Origin of the sequence: Streptomyces sp. Rer75 (assembly GCF_013414305.1) — a bacterium.
GTDB classification, from domain to species: domain Bacteria; phylum Actinomycetota; class Actinomycetes; order Streptomycetales; family Streptomycetaceae; genus Streptomyces; species Streptomyces himastatinicus.
The window spans coordinates 8,949,679-8,964,803 of sequence record NZ_CP058693.1 but is presented as its reverse complement, the minus strand read 5'-3'; the positions used below and the strand labels follow the sequence as shown (position 1 = coordinate 8,964,803).

The 15,125-nt window shown below is 70.4% G+C and carries 12 protein-coding genes; 5 read left to right on the top strand and 7 right to left on the bottom strand.

All coding sequences use genetic code 11. The features are described from left to right. Positions 1 to 15 precede the first annotated feature (15 nt). From HYQ63_RS38185 to HYQ63_RS38175, 3 genes are all read right to left on the bottom strand, one after another. A complete protein-coding gene (locus HYQ63_RS38185) occupies positions 16 to 951 on the bottom strand; it encodes a D-alanyl-D-alanine carboxypeptidase family protein (RefSeq protein ID WP_179938243.1) in 936 nt (311 codons plus the stop codon). Positions 952 to 1,038: 87 nt separating this feature from the next. Beyond that, positions 1,039 to 1,479: a DUF6234 family protein gene (locus HYQ63_RS38180; RefSeq protein ID WP_257232411.1), complete on the bottom strand. Its 441-nt coding sequence runs from the start codon at positions 1,477 to 1,479 to the stop codon at positions 1,039 to 1,041. Positions 1,480 to 1,540: 61 nt separating this feature from the next. Beyond that, positions 1,541 to 1,930, bottom strand: coding sequence for a VOC family protein (locus HYQ63_RS38175; RefSeq protein WP_179938241.1), 390 nt, complete (start codon positions 1,928 to 1,930; stop codon positions 1,541 to 1,543). 172 nt (positions 1,931 to 2,102) lie between these two features. On the opposite strand from HYQ63_RS38175, the gene HYQ63_RS38170 reads away from it, so the two are divergent. Continuing rightward, positions 2,103 to 2,975 (top strand): SAM-dependent methyltransferase, encoded by an 873-nt coding sequence (locus HYQ63_RS38170; RefSeq protein WP_179938240.1) that lies wholly within the window; start codon positions 2,103 to 2,105, stop codon positions 2,973 to 2,975. 14 nt (positions 2,976 to 2,989) lie between these two features. On the opposite strand, the gene HYQ63_RS38165 is transcribed toward HYQ63_RS38170, so the two are convergent. Together HYQ63_RS38165 and HYQ63_RS38160 are read right to left on the bottom strand one after the other, a co-directional pair. Beyond that, the gene (locus tag HYQ63_RS38165; RefSeq protein WP_179938239.1) at positions 2,990 to 3,859 is read right to left on the bottom strand and encodes a 4Fe-4S domain-containing protein; all 870 of its coding nucleotides are present in this window, start codon (positions 3,857 to 3,859) and stop codon (positions 2,990 to 2,992) included. A gap of 183 nt (positions 3,860 to 4,042) precedes the next feature. Further along, positions 4,043 to 4,615 carry an ABATE domain-containing protein gene (locus HYQ63_RS38160; protein WP_179938238.1) on the bottom strand — a complete coding sequence of 191 codons (573 nt, stop codon included), beginning with the start codon at positions 4,613 to 4,615 and terminating at the stop codon, positions 4,043 to 4,045. A gap of 98 nt (positions 4,616 to 4,713) precedes the next feature. On the opposite strand from HYQ63_RS38160, the gene HYQ63_RS38155 reads away from it, so the two are divergent. Then, positions 4,714 to 5,418, top strand: coding sequence for a haloacid dehalogenase type II (locus HYQ63_RS38155; protein ID WP_179938237.1), 705 nt, complete (start codon positions 4,714 to 4,716; stop codon positions 5,416 to 5,418). Here the strand turns inward: HYQ63_RS38155 and HYQ63_RS38150 are convergent. After that, complete coding sequence (locus HYQ63_RS38150) at positions 5,396 to 6,421, bottom strand: LacI family DNA-binding transcriptional regulator (protein WP_179938236.1); 1,026 nt, start codon at positions 6,419 to 6,421, stop codon at positions 5,396 to 5,398. The two genes, HYQ63_RS38155 and HYQ63_RS38150, sit on opposite strands and share 23 nt — an antisense overlap. Positions 6,422 to 6,689: 268 nt before the next feature. Here HYQ63_RS38150 and HYQ63_RS38145 point away from each other — a divergent pair, with 268 nt between their 5' ends. Then, positions 6,690 to 8,117 carry a sugar porter family MFS transporter gene (locus HYQ63_RS38145; protein WP_179938235.1) on the top strand — a complete coding sequence of 476 codons (1,428 nt, stop codon included), beginning with the start codon at positions 6,690 to 6,692 and terminating at the stop codon, positions 8,115 to 8,117. Positions 8,118 to 8,141: 24 nt separating this feature from the next. Here the strand turns inward: HYQ63_RS38145 and HYQ63_RS38140 are convergent, their stop codons facing one another. Further along, entirely contained in the window at positions 8,142 to 10,547 is a 2,406-nt protein-coding gene (locus HYQ63_RS38140; RefSeq protein ID WP_179938234.1) for an excinuclease ABC subunit UvrA, read from the bottom strand. Between the two features lie 372 nt (positions 10,548 to 10,919). Here HYQ63_RS38140 and HYQ63_RS38135 point away from each other — a divergent pair, with 372 nt between their 5' ends. Both HYQ63_RS38135 and HYQ63_RS38130 read left to right on the top strand, forming a co-directional pair. Then, complete coding sequence (locus tag HYQ63_RS38135; protein WP_179938233.1) at positions 10,920 to 11,786, top strand: calcium-binding protein; 867 nt, start codon at positions 10,920 to 10,922, stop codon at positions 11,784 to 11,786. Between the two features lie 389 nt (positions 11,787 to 12,175). Further along, the gene (locus HYQ63_RS38130; RefSeq protein WP_179938232.1) at positions 12,176 to 14,956 is read left to right on the top strand and encodes an AAA family ATPase; all 2,781 of its coding nucleotides are present in this window, start codon (positions 12,176 to 12,178) and stop codon (positions 14,954 to 14,956) included. Positions 14,957 to 15,125 lie beyond the last annotated feature (169 nt).

The window sequence follows — 15,125 nt, the reverse complement described above, 5'->3', positions numbered from 1 at the left end:
GTCAGTGCTGTCGGCTCAGTCCCGCTGAGCGTCCTTGGGAAGCTTGCGCCACTTCACCTGGGTGTCGGCGTCGTACGCGAAGTCGAGCATCTTCTGCGCGTCCGGGTAGCGGTCCGCGGCGTCGTTGAGGATGACTCCCACGACCGTGCGGCCATCGCGCTCGGCGGCGAACACCAGACAGGGACCGGCAGGGGTGGTGGTCCCGGTCTTGACCCCGATCGCGCCCTGGTACGAGCCCAGGAGGCGGTTGGTGTTGTCCCAGGAGTAGTACCGCGTGCGGCCGTTGGCCGCCGGTGCCTCCTGCTGGGTGGACACCGACTTGACGACCTTCTGGAAGGTGGCGTTCTTCATCGCCCGCTGCGTCAGCTCGGCCACCTCACGGGGCGTCGAGTAGTTCCCGCTGCTCGCCGAGACACCGTCGAAGGAGTCGTAGTGGGTGTTGGTGAGCCCCAGGTCCTCCGCCTTGGCGTTCATCTTGGAGACGAACGACTTGGTGCGCTCGGCCACGGTGTCACCGCTGCCGAACGTGTCGGCCAGCGCCATCGCCGCGTCACAGCCCGACGGGAGCATCATCCCGTACAGCAGCTGATTGACGGTCAGCTTGTCGCCGGTTTGCAGGTCCGCCGTGCTGGCTTCCGACGTGGTGACATAGTCAAGGTAGTCCTTCTTGACGGTGACCTGCTTGTCGAGATCCACGTTCTTGGTCTCGAGTACCACGAGCGCGGCCATGATCTTCGTAGTGCTCGCTGTCGGACGCTTGGTGTCGGCGCCCTTGGCCATCAGTTCCTCGCCGGAACCGGTGTCGAGCAGATACGCGCCCTTGGCGCTGACCTCCGGTGGTTCGGGTGAGGCCTGAGCCACCGCCACCGGGACCGCGACCGCCACGGCCACCGTGGACGCGACCGCCGCCACCTTCCAGCGGCGGGTCACGGTTCCACGACGTTTATGCATTCGCCCTCCGTTTCCATAGAACATCGATTCGGCGGGCGCATCGTCTCACTGTGCGCAGCCCCAGGTCAGCCCGGGGGTGTCGGGCCGTCAGCCCCCGCTATGGGCACACTCCGAGTTGTCGCCCCCACTGCGGCACTGACCGTAGGTACCGGAGTAGCCGGAGCCCGGGGCAGGGTCGGGGTGTGCGACGCGGTACTCCGAGGACCACCACAGGAGCGTCGCCCCCAGCAGGGCCAGCGTCGCCAGGCACTGGACCGTCGCGGCGAGCGGGAGCCGCCCGCCCCGGATGAGACCGAACGCGATCAGCCCGGCGATGACGGTGACGACCCCCAGCCCGATGACCGGGCCCATGTCCACGCTCACGTCCTCGCCGTCCGCGGCGTCGCCCCATGCCGCGAGCCCCGCGGCGAAGAAGGCGGCCAAAGCCACGGCGGCGTCCAGCGCCAGCAGAAGCACCGCGAGAAGCAAATCTACGGCCCCGGGGATTCCCCGATCCGCTGAGCCCTGAGGTGGCACGGTCGATGTCATACGCGTAACCCTGCTCACATGGGAGCGCTCCCGCATGAGTACGCGTACCTAGAGCCACCGCTCAGGGACAGCGGCTCGCGAGGACGCAGAACTCGTTGCCCTCCGGGTCGGCAAGCGTGACCCAGCTTTCATCGCCCTGCTGGCCGACGTCGGCGTGGCGAGCGCCCAGGTCGAGCAGGCGGCGGACCTCTTCGGCCTGCTCCCTGTCGGTGGGGTTGACGTCGATGTGGAGCCGGTTCTTGACGGTCTTGCCCTCGGGCACGCGCGCGAAGGTCAATGCCGGTGGCACGGGGCCTCGGCGGTTCCTGCCCTCGGGCACCGCGGGGGAGCCGATCGTGACGAGTCCGTCCTCTTCGTCCTGCACCTCGTAGCCGAGGACCGAGCACCAGAACCCGGCGAGAGCGTGAGGATCGGCACAGTCGATCGCAAGCTCGGTGAACTTACTGGCCACGTCAGGACCTCCCAGTCGCGTAGCGGGGTCACGCCCCCTGACCGGAATTCTGCCTCACTCCCCACGGAACGGAAGGAACGGACGTTCGGATCGGGGCGGACCGCATACCCTACGCAGGAACGCACCGACTGCCCCACCGCCCTTGCCCGTTCATGGTTCGAGGAGAACACCGATGCCCGCCGATGGCCAGACCCCGCAGACACTCGGCTTCGCGCCCGAGCAGATCAACACGGGTCGGCCACACCCTGCCCGCATGTACGACTACTACCTCGGCGGCAAGGACCACTACTCGGTCGACGCGGAGGCGGCCGAGGAGGTGTTACGCCGCACGCCGCAGGTGCGGGACAGCACGCGGGGGAACCGGGCGTGGATGCACCGTGCGGTGCGGTACCTGGCGGAAACGGCGGGGGTGCGGCAGTTCCTCGACCTGGGCACGGGGGTGCCCACCTCACCCAATCTGCACGAGGTCGCACAGCGGGTGGATCCGACCTGCCGGGTGCTGTACATGGACAACGATCCCATCGTCCTCGCCCACGCCGGTGCCCTGCTGACCTCCGGACCGGCGGGCCGCGTGGCCTACCGGCACGGGGACCTGCACCAGCCCGCCGCGGTGCTCGGCGAGGCGCGTGCGGCAGGAGTCTTCGACTGGGACCGGCCCATCGCGCTGATCCTCTCCGCGATCATGCACTTCGTTCCGGACGAGGCGGACCCCGCGGGCCTCATCCGCACGTACTGCGACGCCCTGCCGGACGGCAGCTATCTGGCGATGTCCCACGCGACCGGCGACTACTCCCCCACCACCTCCGCCGGGGCCGCCGTCTACGCCGAGCGCAACGTCGCCGCGCCCATGGTGCTGCGGGGCTACGCCGACGTCCTCCACCTGTTCGACGGCACGCGTCCGGTGGAGCCCGGAGTCGTACGGCTGCCGGAGTGGCATCCCGAACTCGGCCCCGCACCACGGCCGGAGGACGGGCTGGGCTACGACCCGGAGCGGGTGTGGGCCTACGCCGGGGTCGCCAGGATCCAGCGCCGAGGGCTCTCGTGACGTACGCCCGCACCTCACCAGCGGACGGCGGTGAAGTCGACCGGCCGGGGCCGCAGCAGCCGGGTGCGTGTCGCCAGGGCCCGCATCCGCAGGGACATCTGATCGGCGGTCAGACGGTGGCGGTCACCGTGGCCCGGCAGGAGCCATTCGAAGCGCAGCCGCCCGGCCACCCTGTCCAGGGAGCGGGCCAGTTCCTCGATGGAGTACCAGGTCACGCTGTCCGCCACGGCCAGATCACCGGTCGTGCGTGACCAGTAGAAGCTGTCGCCGCTGAAGCAGTAGCGGCCATCGGCGAGGTAGAGCACACTGCCCCGGGTGTGCCCGGGCAGCGGATGGACCGTGACCCCCTCGGCGATCTCCCGTGGCTCGATCCCCCGGATCACCTGGTCCGCGTCCGGTGCGGCATCGAGGTCGCCCTCGTGGATCCACAACCGGGCGCCGAAGTGGTCCGCGTAGCGGCGGCCGTGTGCGGCGTGGTCGCGATGGGTGAGCAGCACATCGGTGATCGGGCCCGACTCCGCGTACCGCGTGGCGAGTTCATGGCTCCAGCGAGGGGTGTCGACCATCATGGCCGTGCCGGACGGCCGTAGGAGCAGGTAGGAGTTGGCCCCGGCGGTGTGCGGGGAGTTGTGCCCACAGATCATGACGGCGTCGTCCAGGGCCATCGGAAAGGGGTCCAGCGCCCGGTCCGGCCGTCCGGACGCCGGGCGGATCGAGCGGGTGGGGCAGGCGAACACGGCGGCGTGGAGGCGCCGGGTCTCCGCCGCGTCCTTCGGCGCCCGCAGGATCCGCGACTTTCCTTCGTGCTCGCCGATCAGTCCGGGCGCGAGCTGGCGGGCCGCATCGCAGTTCATACAACGGTCGTCCACGGACCAGCCATCCATGGCGGGACTCCTTCCGGAGCGGATTCAGGGGAGGAACGGCCCAGGCCGGGGCCGTCCCTTCAGGGGTATCCCACCCGGAGCCGGAATCGGTAGGCCCTGACGATCTTGTATTTCGGCCCCCGGGCCACTCTCACGGCCCGACCGCGCGAAGGAGTTTTGCGGTACTTCGGTGTGATATCGCCGTCAGGCGGCACCCCCGGGCCCGCGGCCGTCGGCCGTGGTCGCGGCCCGCTTGCGGGCTCGATAGGCCGCCGCCTTGACGCGGTTGCCGCACTCGTCCATCCCGCACCAGGTGCGCCGGGCGCCGCGCGAGCGGTCGAGGTAGATGCGCGTGCAGCCACCGCGCCCGCACTCCTTGAGGCAGGCGTCGGGATCGGCGAGCAGGGCGATGGCGCTCCGGGCGATGTGGGAGAGCACCGCCGGAAGGTCTCCCGATATCCGCAGCCCCGCGTCGCCGAGTTCGAGCGTGGGCACCGGCCCGGCGGCCGTGTCGTTGACGATCTCAAGGCTGCCCGGATCGAAGGGCCGGTTGAGCACGCGATCGAGAGCGAGCCGGTAGATGGCTTCTCGCAGCGACAGCGCCGATGCGAAGGTCGCGATGTCGGCGGTGACCCGGTCGGGGAGCGCGTCGCACCGGGCCACCCACCGTTCGAGGTCCGCGGGCGCCGCCAGGACGTCGACGGGCTCCTCTCGACGCGACCGCACGGTGCCTGCCAGATCGAGGGCCGGGTCGCCGCTCACAAACGCGAAATCCACGTCACCATCTTGACCGGTGACGAAGCCGGTGACAAGGTCGTCACCTGTTGAGCCGGTGACGCCGGCATGGCCACGAGACCACGACCACGGGAGAGAGCATGGCCGAGATCCGCGACATCGAGGTCGTCGTCTTCGACGTCCTCGGCACACTGGTCGACGAACCCGGCGGACTCCGGGCGGCCCTGCGCGAGGCGATGCCCGCGTCCGACGACGCGCGGGACGACGCGGCCGTCGAAGCGCTGCTCACCGTGTGGCAGCAGCACGTCGAGCGCGAGCAGCAACGCATCGCGCAGGGGCACCGCGCGTACGCCAACACCGAGACCATCGACGCCGAGGCCGCCGGACACGTGGCCGAGCATGCCGGACTCACGGATCCGGCAACCATCGCCCGCCTGGCCACGGCGGGGCAGCGCCTGCCCGCCTGGGACGACTCCGTCGCCGGGCTCGAACGGCTCGCGCGGCACTTCCCCGTGCTCGGGCTCTCCAACGCCGGCCACACCGCTCTGCCGCGGCTCAACGCACATGCCGGGCTGCGCTGGCACCAAGCCCTGTCCGCCGAAGCCGTCTCGGCCTACAAACCGGCACCGGAGGTCTACCGGCTCGCCATCGACACCGCCGGATGTCCGCCGGAGCGCGTGCTGATGGTGGCCGCCCACGCCTGGGACCTCCGCGGAGCCCGGGCGGCGGGCATGCGGACCGCCTACGTCCGGCGACCGGTCGGGGATCCGCCGACCGGCTCCGATGTCTTCGACGGGCGGTTCGACGGGCTGGACGCCCTGGTCACCGCGCTGACGGCGAGGTAGCCGGAGACCCCTCCGTCCGGGGTGGCGCGCTGGTGTCCCGTATCACCAGCTTCGGGTCCAGCACCGCCTCCCGCGGCTCCGACGTACCGTCATCCAGCCGCTCGACCGCGAACCGCACCGCATACCGGGCCATGCGCACGGCGTCCTGACGGACCGTGGTCAGCCCCACCGGCATCACATGCGACAGATGGCTGTCGTCGTAGCCGACCACCGACACCTCGCCGGGGACGTCGACGCCCGCCCGTGTCAACGTCATCAACAGGCCCATCGCACAACGGTCGTTGCCCGCGAGCACCGCCGTCGGCAGGGCGTTACCGCGGTCGCGCTCGGCCACGAGCAGGTGTCCCGCCGCGATGCCCGACTCCTCCGTATGGGCACCGGGGATCACCCGCATCGCGGCGTCGAGCCCGTGGCGGCGCATCGCGGCGCGGTAGGCGCGGCGGCGCTCCGCCGAGCCCGGCCCCCGGCCGCCGTCGATGTGCACGATGTGGCGGTGGCCGAGTTCCACCAGGTGGTCCATGGCCTGGCGGACCCCCTTGCCCTCCGAGCTGCGGACGCTGTCGACCCGGGCGCCCGGTACGCGGCGGCCGACCGAGACGGCGACCGTGCGCCGACCCAACGCGTCCAGGTCGGCCGTCGGCGCGTCCGGGCCGAGCAGGATCACCGCTTCGCAGCGGTGGCTGATCAGGGACTCGACGGCATGGGACTCGCCGCGGCCCGGAGCGGTCGCGGCGAGCAGGACGTCGTAGCCGAGCCCCTCGGCCTCGGGGTAGACGCTGGCGACGAGGTCGGCGTGGAACGCGTTGTGGACGGTGAGCATCACGCCGAGGGTGCGGCTGCGGCCACGGGCGAGGAGCCGTGCCGCGTTGTCGGGACGGTAGCCGATCTCGTCGGCGACGCGCAGCACGCGTTCACGGGTCTTCTGGCTCGCCCCCGGCTGGTTGCGGAAGACGATCGAGACCAGGGCCCGGGACACCCGTGCCTTCGCGGCCACGTCCGCCATCGTGGGGCGCTGCTTGCCCGTTCCAACCACTGGTGAACCCACTCTCCCGCGCCCCGCGCGTCATGTCGTTCCCGGTTGTTCCCGCTCACCTCGGTCGGCGCACACGAAAACTTGCGGCAACCGGCAACCGTCTATTGACATGACATTTGGACAAGGGACATCGTACTCCTACTAGAGCGCGCTAGTAGAGCGCGACAGCCCACCCTTCCCATCGCATCCGTCACCTCGGACTGGTGGACGTCACACCCCGTTCGGCAAAGGACTGACCATGGACGTCAGGGACGACGCAGCGCGCCCCGCCCCCGCCCCACCCATCGACGACGCCCCGTCGGCGGTGAACCGGCGGCTGAGGGTCATCACGATCATCGCCACCTTCGGCGGGCTCCTCTTCGGCTACGACACCGGTGTCATCAACGGCGCCCTGCCCTATATGACCGACGACCTGGGCCTGACCCCCGTCACCGAGGGCATGGTCACCAGCTCGCTGCTGCTGGGCGCGGCGCTGGGCGCGGTCACCGGAGGGAGGCTCTCGGACGCGCGGGGGCGGCGGCGCAACATCCTGCTGCTGGCCGTGGTGTTCTTCCTGGCCACGCTCGGCTGTACGCTCGCGCCGAACACCGAGGTCATGATCGTGGCACGGTTCGCGCTCGGTCTCGCGGTCGGCGGCGCCTCGGTGACCGTGCCCGTCTACCTCGCGGAGGTGTCACCCGCCGAGCGGCGTGGCGCGCTGGTCACCCGCAATGAACTCATGATCGTCAGTGGCCAGTTGCTGGCCTTCACCTTCAACGCGATCATCGCGAGGGTGGGCGGCGAGTCCGGCGGCGTCTGGCGGTGGATGCTGGTCATCGCGACCGTCCCGGCCGTGGTGCTCTGGTTCGGCATGCTGGTGATGCCGGAGAGCCCGCGCTGGCTGGCCTCCAAGGGCCGTTTCAACGAGGCCTTCGAGGTGCTCAAGCAGGTCAGGTCGCAGCCCCGGGCCGAGTCCGAGCTGAGCGAGGTGTCGGCGCTCGCCGTCAAGGACGAGCAGCAGAAACTCGGCGGCTGGCAGGACATGAAGGCCACCCCGTGGATGCGCAAGTTGATGTTCGTCGGGTTCGGCATCGCGATCGTCCAGCAGATCACCGGCGTCAACACGATCATGTACTACGGGACGCAGATCCTCACCGACGCCGGATTCACCTCGGACAGCGCGCTCACGGCGAACATCGCCAACGGTGTGATCTCGGTCCTCGCCACCTTCGTCGGCATCTGGCTGCTGGGCCGGGTCGACCGCCGCCCCATGCTGATGACCGGCCAGCTCGGCACGACCTGCGCCCTGCTGCTCATCGGGGTGTTCTCGCTCGTCCTGCCGGAAGGCACGATCCGCGCCTTCGCCGTGCTGGCCATGACGGTGACGTTCCTGGCCTTCCAGCAGGGCGCGATATCGCCGGTCACCTGGCTGATGCTCTCCGAGATCTTCCCGACGCGCATGCGCGGGTTCGGGATGGGCATCGCGGCCGTGGTGCTGTGGCTGACCAACTTCGCGATCGGCCTGGTCTTCCCGTCGCTGGTGTCCGCGATGGGGATCTCCAACACCTTCTTCCTCTTCGTGGCGGCGGGCGTTCTCTCCCTCGCGTTCGTGAAGGCTTACGTCCCCGAGACCCGGGGACGCACGCTCGAAGTCCTCGAGGCGGAACTGCGGGCCCGGTTCTCCTGACGTCGCGCACCCATCACGGCCCGGTCAGGCTCCGACGTAGGCCGCCAGGTGCTCGCCGGTGAGGGTGGAGCGGGCGGCGACGAGGTCGGCGGGGGTGCCCTCGAAGACGATCCGGCCGCCGTCGTGGCCCGCGCCGGGGCCGAGGTCGATGATCCAGTCGGCATGCGCCATCACCGCCTGGTGGTGCTCGATGACGATGACCGACTTGCCGGAGTCGACGAGCCGGTCGAGCAGGCCGAGCAGATGCTCGACATCGGCGAGGTGCAGACCGGTGGTCGGCTCGTCCAGGACGTAGACGCCGCCCTTCTCGGCCATGTGCGTGGCCAGCTTGAGCCGCTGCCGCTCACCGCCGGACAGCGTGGTGAGCGGCTGGCCCAGGCTGAGGTAGCCGAGCCCGACGTCGGCGAGGCGACCGAGTATGCGGTGTGCGGCCGGGGTACGCGCCTCACCGGCACCGAAGAACTCCTCGGCCTCGGCCACCGACATCGCCAGCACCTCGCTGATGTCGCGGCCGCCGAGGCGGTGGTCCAGCACCGACGCCTGGAACCGCTTCCCCTCGCACTCCTCGCAGGTGGTGGAGACACCGGCCATCATGGCCAGGTCGGTGAAGATGACACCGGCGCCGTTGCACTGGGGGCAGGCGCCCTCGGAGTTGGCGCTGAACAGCCCCGGCTTCACGCCGTTGACCTTGGCGAACGCCTTGCGGATCGGCTCGAGCAGCCCGGTGTACGTCGCCGGGTTGCTGCGCCGGGAGCCGCGGATCGCGCCCTGGTCGATCGCCACCACCCCCGCCTCCGCGGCCTCCCGGCTGCCCACCAGCGAGCCGTGCATGAGCGAGCTCTTGCCCGAGCCCGCAACTCCGGTGACGGCGACCAGCACGCCGAGCGGGATGTCGACGTCGACGTCGCGCAGGTTGTGCGCCGTCGCGCCGCGGATAGGCAGCGTGCCGGTGGACGTCCGCACCGCCTTCTTGAGGGCGGCCCGGTCGTCGAAGTGGCGGCCGGTGATGGTGCCACCGGTCCGCAGCCCCTCGACGGTGCCCTCGAAACAGACGCTGCCACCCTCCGTACCGGCGCCGGGGCCGAGGTCGACCACGTGGTCGGCGATCGCGATGGTCTCCGGCTTGTGCTCCACGACGAGCACCGTGTTGCCCTTGTCCCGCAGCCGCAGCAGCAGGTTGTTCATCCGCTGGATGTCATGGGGGTGCAGCCCGATGGTGGGCTCGTCGAAGACGTACGTGACGTCGGTGAGCGAGGAGCCGAGGTGGCGGATCATCTTGACGCGCTGCGCCTCGCCGCCCGACAGCGTGCCCGACGGCCGGTCGAGCGAGAGATAGCCGAGGCCGATCTCCCCGAACGATTCGAGGGTGTGGTGGAGCGCGGTGAGCAGCGGCGCCACCGACGGCTCGGTCAGTCCGCGCACCCATGCGGCCAGATCGCTGATCTGCATGGCGCAGGCGTCGGCGATGTTGATTCCGCCGATCCGTGAGGACCGGGCGCCCTCGTTGAGCCGGGTGCCGTCGCAGTCGGGGCAGGAGGTGAAGGTGACCGCCCGGTCCACGAACGCCCGGATGTGCGGCTGCATCGCCTCCCGGTCCTTGGAGAGGAACGACTTCTGGATCTTCGGGATCAGCCCCTCGTAGGTGAGGTTGACGCCGTTGACCTTCACCTTGGTCGGCTCGCCGTAGAGGAACGCCTGCATCTCCTTCTTGGTGAACCTGCTGATCGGCTTGTCCGGGTCGAGGAAGCCCGACTGGGCGTAGAGCCCCACGGTCCACACGTTGTCCGACTTCCAGCCGGGAATGGTGAACGCGCCCTCGGAGATCGACTTGGAGTCGTCGTAGAGCTGGGTGAGGTCGATGTCGGACACCGCGCCCCGGCCCTCGCAGCGCGGGCACATGCCGCCGGTGCGGGTGAAGGTCGCCTTCACGGCCTTGCTGTTGGCGCGTTCGACCGTGATCGCACCGCTCGCCCGGACCGACGGGACGTTGAAGGCGAACGCGCCGGGCGGGCCGATGTGCGGCTGCCCGAGGCGGCTGAAGAGGATGCGCAGCATCGCGTTGGCGTCGGTGGCGGTGCCGACCGTGGAGCGGGGGTCGGAACCCATCCGCTGCTGGTCGACGATGATCGCGGTCGTCAGCCCGTCGAGCACATCGACCTCGGGCCGGGCCAGCGTCGGCATGAAACCCTGGACGAAGGTGCTGTAGGTTTCGTTGATCATCCGCTGGGACTCGGCGGCGATCGTGTCGAACACCAGCGAGCTCTTGCCCGAGCCGGAGACACCGGTGAACACCGTCAGCCGGCGCTTCGGGATCTCGATGCTGACGTCCTTGAGGTTGTTCTCGCGCGCGCCGTGCACGCGGATCAGGTCGTGGCTGTCGGCGATGTGCGGCGCAGGCGACTGCGTGTCCGTCCTCGTGGTCATGCTCATCGTGTCTCCATCTGTGGAACGGGGCCGCCTGCGCGGACCCGTCGGCGTCGCCTGGCGCGACCTGACCGGCTTCGAGCAGTATGTCGCGTTCTCGCGCGTCGTTGGGGTCGGGGGAACGAGTGGCAATGACTCGCCCGGATCACGCTAGCCGCGGCTCGGCGACCGCGCTTCTCCATCTCTGATCGGTTCTCCCACCGGCCCGGCCGCCCGCCGAGGGGTTGCCTTCCGGTGCCCTCCGGGGGAACGCCGGGAAGCCGCGCGGTGACATGTTCGCCCCGGGCCCCTGACGAGGGATTTCCGGCACAACCCCCGCCCCCGGCGCCCCGTCTAAGCCGGTGATCATCCACCCGCTCCCCGAAGGGGCACTTCCGCATGGCTCAGCACAGATTCCTCGCCTCCACCGCCACCGCCACCGCCGCACTCGCCGTCGCGTTAGGCGGCGCCGCGCTCTGGGCGCCCGCCGCCCACGCGGACACGGCGGCCGCGGCGACCCAGGCCACCCTCTCCCACGAGGACGGCGTGCTGTCGTACCTGGCCGCCGCCGGGCAGACGAACAAGGTGACGGTCTCCGCGGAGAACATCGACGTCGACCCCTCCCAGTTCGGCGGCGACTTCCTCATCACCTTCCGCGACCAGTCCGGTATGGGCATCGACGCCTCGGCGGCGCAGTGGGACGCGTGCACCTACCCCTCGACGGCCGATCACACCGTCGTGCAGTGCATCATCCCCGAGCCCCTGGGCTCGGACGACTCCACCACCTTCGAGCTCTTCCTGGGCGACGGCGCCGACACCGCGACGGTCGACGGCAAGGCGGGCACGATCGCCGCGCTCCGCGGCGGCGCCGGCGACGACGTCCTCAAGGGCACCGGGCAGAACCATTTCCTGGGCGAGGACGGCGACGACCGCATCAACGGCGGCAACGGCATGGGCGTCCGGGGCGGCGAGGGCGACGACACCATCGTCGGCGCCTGCTCGTACGAGTGCCGCGGCGACGCCGGGAACGACACCCTCACGGGAACCGGCGACGCCGACAACCTGTACGGCGACGACGGAGACGACATCCTGCGCGCCGGGGCCGAGAACGACTACGTATACGGCGGCAAGGGCAACGACACGCTGTACGGCGAAGACGGCAACGACACGATGTACGGCAACAGCGGCAACGACACCCTGTACGGCGGCAAGGGCACGGACACGCTCTCCGGTGGACCCGGCACGAACAAGGTGTACCAGGACTGACGGTCGGCCGTCACCCGAGGCCGCGGCGGTCACCGCCGCGGCCTTCGCCGTGTTCATGACCCCAAGGACCATGTCCTCTGGTCCCGGTGCGTGACAGGTGTCTACAACAAAATACCCTGTTTCTCTACGGCTTTGGCATTTTCATGATCCGAGCGTCGGACACAAGGAATTCATCGCTCCGCAAAGACGTGACCGGGCTTCTTCCCGGAAACCACAGGATCCTGGCACTAAGATTTCCCTAGGAATACCTTCAGGGGGTGTTCAGCGGCGTCCCGCCGAATATCCTACCGCCCGGATAGTGACCGAATGAAGGTCGCGCACTTCCAGCATTGACGAGTCCGTTCCGTTCCCCGGCCTGCCGGAAAACGGAACCGGCTTCGTGATCAAAGATGCCGACAGGGGGAAGCTCAACAGTGTTGGTGGAACGAAGAAAATTACTGGAACAGCTCGACGATCTCCTGATGCAGTCCACGCGGGGCAGGGGGGCCATCGCCGCGGTCAGCGGTTCGACGGCGATGGGCAAGACCACGGTGCTCAACGCTCTGGCGGAACGGGCCACCGCGGCGGGCAGCACGGTGCTCGGTGTGGTGAGTTCGCCCCACGAGCGCGACGTCCCGTACAGCGCACTCGCCCAGCTCTTCCACGCGATCGACGCGCGTTCCGTCCCGCCGGTGGCCCAGGGCGACTCCCTGGCCGTCGCGCACCACACGTACCAGCTCATCGCCGACCTGGCGGCCCGGCGTCCGCTGCTGATCACCGTGGACGACATCCAGCACACCGACACGGCCAGCCTCTCCTGTCTGCGCTACGTGGCGCAGCGCCTCAACCGGCTTCCTCTTGCGCTGGTGTTCACGCGCGGAGTCTCCGTCGAGGAGCAACCGCCACGCATCCTGCACGACCTCCTCTACCGGACGAGCGTGCGCCGCTTCCACCTGGGGCCGCTCTCGCGGGCGGGCGTCAGGGAGCTGGCACCGTCCCCGCCCGCGGACCGGCTCATCGCCGAGATACACACCCTGAGCGGTGGCAATCCGCTGCTCGCCCAGGCGCTCATCGAGGAGCACAGGCTGCGTGCCGCGCCCGAATCCGCGGCGGGGACGGCCCCGTCGGAGGGTGACGGGACCACGCCGCTGCCCGAGGGAGGGGTGGCGATCGGACCCGTCTTCCAGCAGGCGGTCCTCGCGTATCTGCACCGCATCGGCCCGCGCGCGGTCCTGCTCGCCCGGTGTGTCGCGCTGCTGGACGAGGCGGCCACGCCGCTGCTGCTGAGCCGGTTGAGCGGCATCGATACGGAACTGCTGAAACGCTACCTCCGGTTGCTCACCGGCATCGGCGTGCTGAAGGGTGCGCGGCTGCGGCACGCGGGCGTTCGGCAGGCGGTCCTCGGCGAGATGCCCCACGGCGAGGCGACGGAGCTGCGGTACCGCGCCGCCCGCCTGCTGTACGACAGCGGGGCGCCGCCCCAGGCGGTCGCCGCGCATCTGCTCGGTGCCGGTCCGCTGCACGAGGACTGGGTGCTGGACGTACTGCGGGATGCCGCCTGCCAGGCCCTGAACGAGGGCGACGTGCACCGGGGCATCCGGTGTCTGGAGCTGGCCCGCGAATGCTGCGTGGACGAGGGGCAGCGGCTGGCGGTCAAGTCGCAGTACGCCTGCGGTCAGTGGCAGTTGCGCCCCGCCGACTCGGCCCCGCACTTCCTCGCGCTCAAGGGCCCCATCGTCGAGGGGAAGCTGACGGGTGACGACGCGCTGTGGGCCGCCGAGGGCATGCTGTTCCACCTCGGCTTCGACGAGGCGCTGGCGGCCGTCGACCATCTCAACGACGGCGACGAGGAGATGGCGACCGCGCTGCACGGAACGCGGATGCTCATGGCCGCCGAGGTCCCCGGTGTGCTCGACCGGCTGAGCCGTCCGCTGCCGGACACCGCCGCCCCGGCCACGTCCCACTCCGAGCTGCGCGCCAGACACGCCCTGGCCCTGGTGTTGGAGCGGGGGGCCGACGAGTACGCCATCGCCCTGGCCGAGCAGGTGTTCCAGAGCAGCCAGAACGCGGTGACCTCGCAGCTCAGCAGCCTGCCGAAGGCGCTGCTCGCCCTGTGCTACGCGGACCGGCTCGACGCCGCGGCCACGTGGCACGACCATCTGGCGGGCGACGCGGGGCGCCATGACGCCCCGGCCTGGCGGGCGCAGATCGCCTGCGTCGGCGCCCTCGTCTCGCTGCGGCGCGGACGGCTGGCCGACGCCGTGCGCCAAGCGGAGGCGGCGTACGCCCGGCTGTCCGGGCCTCGGTGGAACGTCAGCAGTGCGCTGGCGCTGGCCATACTGGTCGAGGCGCACACCGCGATGGGCGATCATCAGGCGGCGGCCGGGTATCTGGCGCCGGAGCCGCCGCCGGAGCTGTTCCTCACCCGCGCGGGGCTCCACTATCTGTACGCGCGCGGCCGCCACCACCTCGCCACCGGCAACACGTATCTGGCGCTGTCCGACTTCCAGGGGTGCGGCAGCCTGATGCGGCGCTGGAACGTCGACACGCCCGCCGTGGCGCCCTGGCGGCTGGGCGAGGCGGAGGCGTGGCTGCGGCTGGGCGACCGGGAGCGGGCGGCCCGGCTCGTCGAGAAGCAGCTCGCGAGGCCGGACACCGGGCTCGCCCGGTCGCGCGGAATGGCCCTGCACGGCCTGGCCCTGGTCCAGCCGACCGCCCAGCAACCCCCCGTTCTGCGGGACGCGTTCCGCCTGCTGGAGAGCAGTGGCGCACGGTACGAGGCGGCCGCCGTGCTGGCCGACCTGAGCCGGGCGTACCAGCAGCTGGGGGACAAACGGGCCCGTCCGACCGCGCGGCGGGCGTGGCGGCTCGCCAAGAGCTGCCAGGCGGAACCCCTGTGCCAGGAATTGCTGCCGACCTCCACGCCACGGAGCATCGGCACACCAGGGGGCGCGGGATCCCGCGAGAGTGACCGTGCGGGCCAGGACAGCTTCGGCGGGCTGAGCGAATCCGAGCGGCGCGTCGCCATGCTGGCCGCCCAGGGATACGCCAACCGTGAGATCGCCGACCGGCTGTTCATCACGGTCAGCACCGTGGAGCAGCATCTGACCCGCGTCTACCGCAAGATGGGCATCAGAAACCGCGAACAGCTGCTCCAGGGGGCGCACGCCGTCAGCTACGAGTCCGCCTGACCCCTTCCGTCATGCCTCCGCCGTGCCCCGGCGGGGGCCGTCGTCCGCCCGCCCCGTTTCCCGACGGGGCGGGCGGAGTGCTGCTGTTCCGCCACGACCGTCGTCGCCCAGTCCGTCATCGCCCAGGACACGGCCTCCTAGGGGGCTCTACGGGTAGCTAGGGGCGGGT